Annotated in this window: 2 protein-coding genes; both read right to left on the bottom strand. The window is 62.4% G+C overall.

Annotated features, from left to right (window positions below):
- Nucleotides 1–106: 106 nt before the first annotated feature.
- On the bottom strand, nt 107–676 hold the full coding sequence (locus tag EN939_RS34730) for a DUF1254 domain-containing protein (protein ID WP_127271883.1): 570 nt from the start codon (nt 674–676) through the stop codon (nt 107–109).
- Nucleotides 669–1,253, bottom strand: a complete 585-nt coding sequence (locus EN939_RS34725; protein WP_127271885.1) for a DUF1214 domain-containing protein — start codon at nt 1,251–1,253, stop codon at nt 669–671. Before EN939_RS34725 ends, EN939_RS34730 begins: the two co-directional genes overlap by 8 nt.
- Nucleotides 1,254–1,256: the final 3 nt, after the last annotated feature.

The following is a 1,256-nucleotide window of genomic DNA, read 5'->3' as shown; positions in this document are numbered from 1 at the left end:
GGATCATGTCTAGTGCATGTCGCCCAAAAGTGACCTCGGTTTTGGGAGAACGACATGCACAAAGATCCAAAGCGGGTCGTCTGAATCCGTTCAGACGCGACTCGCTTTAGAAGTCCTGCAACTCGCAGGAACTCTGTTCGAAGAAGCGCGAAACGATCGGCTTCCAGCTGCTGTCGGGCACGAAGGCGCGGATGACGAAGATGCCTTCCTCGATCGGCGCTTCGACGAAGATCGCTCCTTGAAGATCCTCTGGAAGATCCTTGCGCACGTCGATCATCTGCGCCGGCGTCAGCACGACGGCATCCAGAACGCCGCCGGTCGCTGTGTGGTCGTTGAAGGAATAGATGTTGTGGCCGCTGCGGTCATAGACCGACACCGACCAGAACGGGACATGCCCAGGTGCCTTGACGCGGACCATGCCTTCGCCCAGATCGAACCGGCAGGCCGTCGCGTAAAACAGCGGGTCGACGGATTTCACCACGGGCGCGCCACCGGCCTCGGCATCGAGCCGCGTCATCTTGTACAGATCCGACGCCATGGACAGCCGCGACCAGGCATCGCGTTCGGAAAACTCGGGCACCAGCAGCAGCACGGCGATGTGCACGATGCCGGCGCCGAGCAGACCGAGCAGGACGGCATGCAGAAGTCCGCGCATCGCAGCGTAAAAACTACGCATTGCAGCCGACCTTGACGATATGCGGCAGCGAGACGTCCGACAGGCCGGTGCTGCTGGCGATTGGCGTGTCGTAGAAGGTCAGCACGAAATACATCCTGCCGAAGCCGTCTGTCAGCAGCCAATTGCCCGGCATCGGGTGATGGCCGGCGGAAATGATCACCGAATTGTCGGGCTGGCGCACCACCCCGTAGGATTGCAGCGCCGCCAGCCGGGGTTTGCCGGTTTCGACCACGCCGAGCGACTGGTCGGCGGCATAAAGCGTCCAGAACCGTGCTGTCGGAAAATCACCCTCGATTGTGTAGGTGCATTCGCGCTTGAGCTCGGCGCCGGCCGCGTCTCGCTCGGCGACGAAGGACAGCCCCTCGGCGCGGCCGAGCGCAAGCACACCCTCGCGCGCCACGCGGGCCTTGGAATAGGGATCGGCGGCCGGCGTGCCGATATCGGGAAAGGCTGTCCATTGGCCGATCCTGATGGCGCCGACACCATCCTGGACTTTCAGCGCATACCAGACGCTGCCGCCACCGCCGACGATGGCTATGGCAAGCGAAAGCAGCGTCAGGAAGGCAGTTTTGAGCATGAG

Source organism: Mesorhizobium sp. M7A.F.Ca.CA.002.05.1.1, from assembly GCF_003998335.1.
Taxonomy (GTDB): Bacteria; Pseudomonadota; Alphaproteobacteria; order Rhizobiales; family Rhizobiaceae; genus Mesorhizobium.
Note: the sequence above shows the minus strand (reverse complement) of the source record. Positions and strands in the feature narration are given on the sequence as shown.

Bases quoted from the DNA above. Each gene is read 5' to 3' on its own strand.
- EN939_RS34730 (WP_127271883.1), bottom strand. From the start codon at position 676: ATGCGTAGTTTTTACGCTGCGATGCGCGGACTTCTGCATGCCGTCCTG.
- EN939_RS34725 (WP_127271885.1), bottom strand. From the start codon at position 1,253: ATGCTCAAAACTGCCTTCCTGACGCTGCTTTCGCTTGCCATAGCCATC.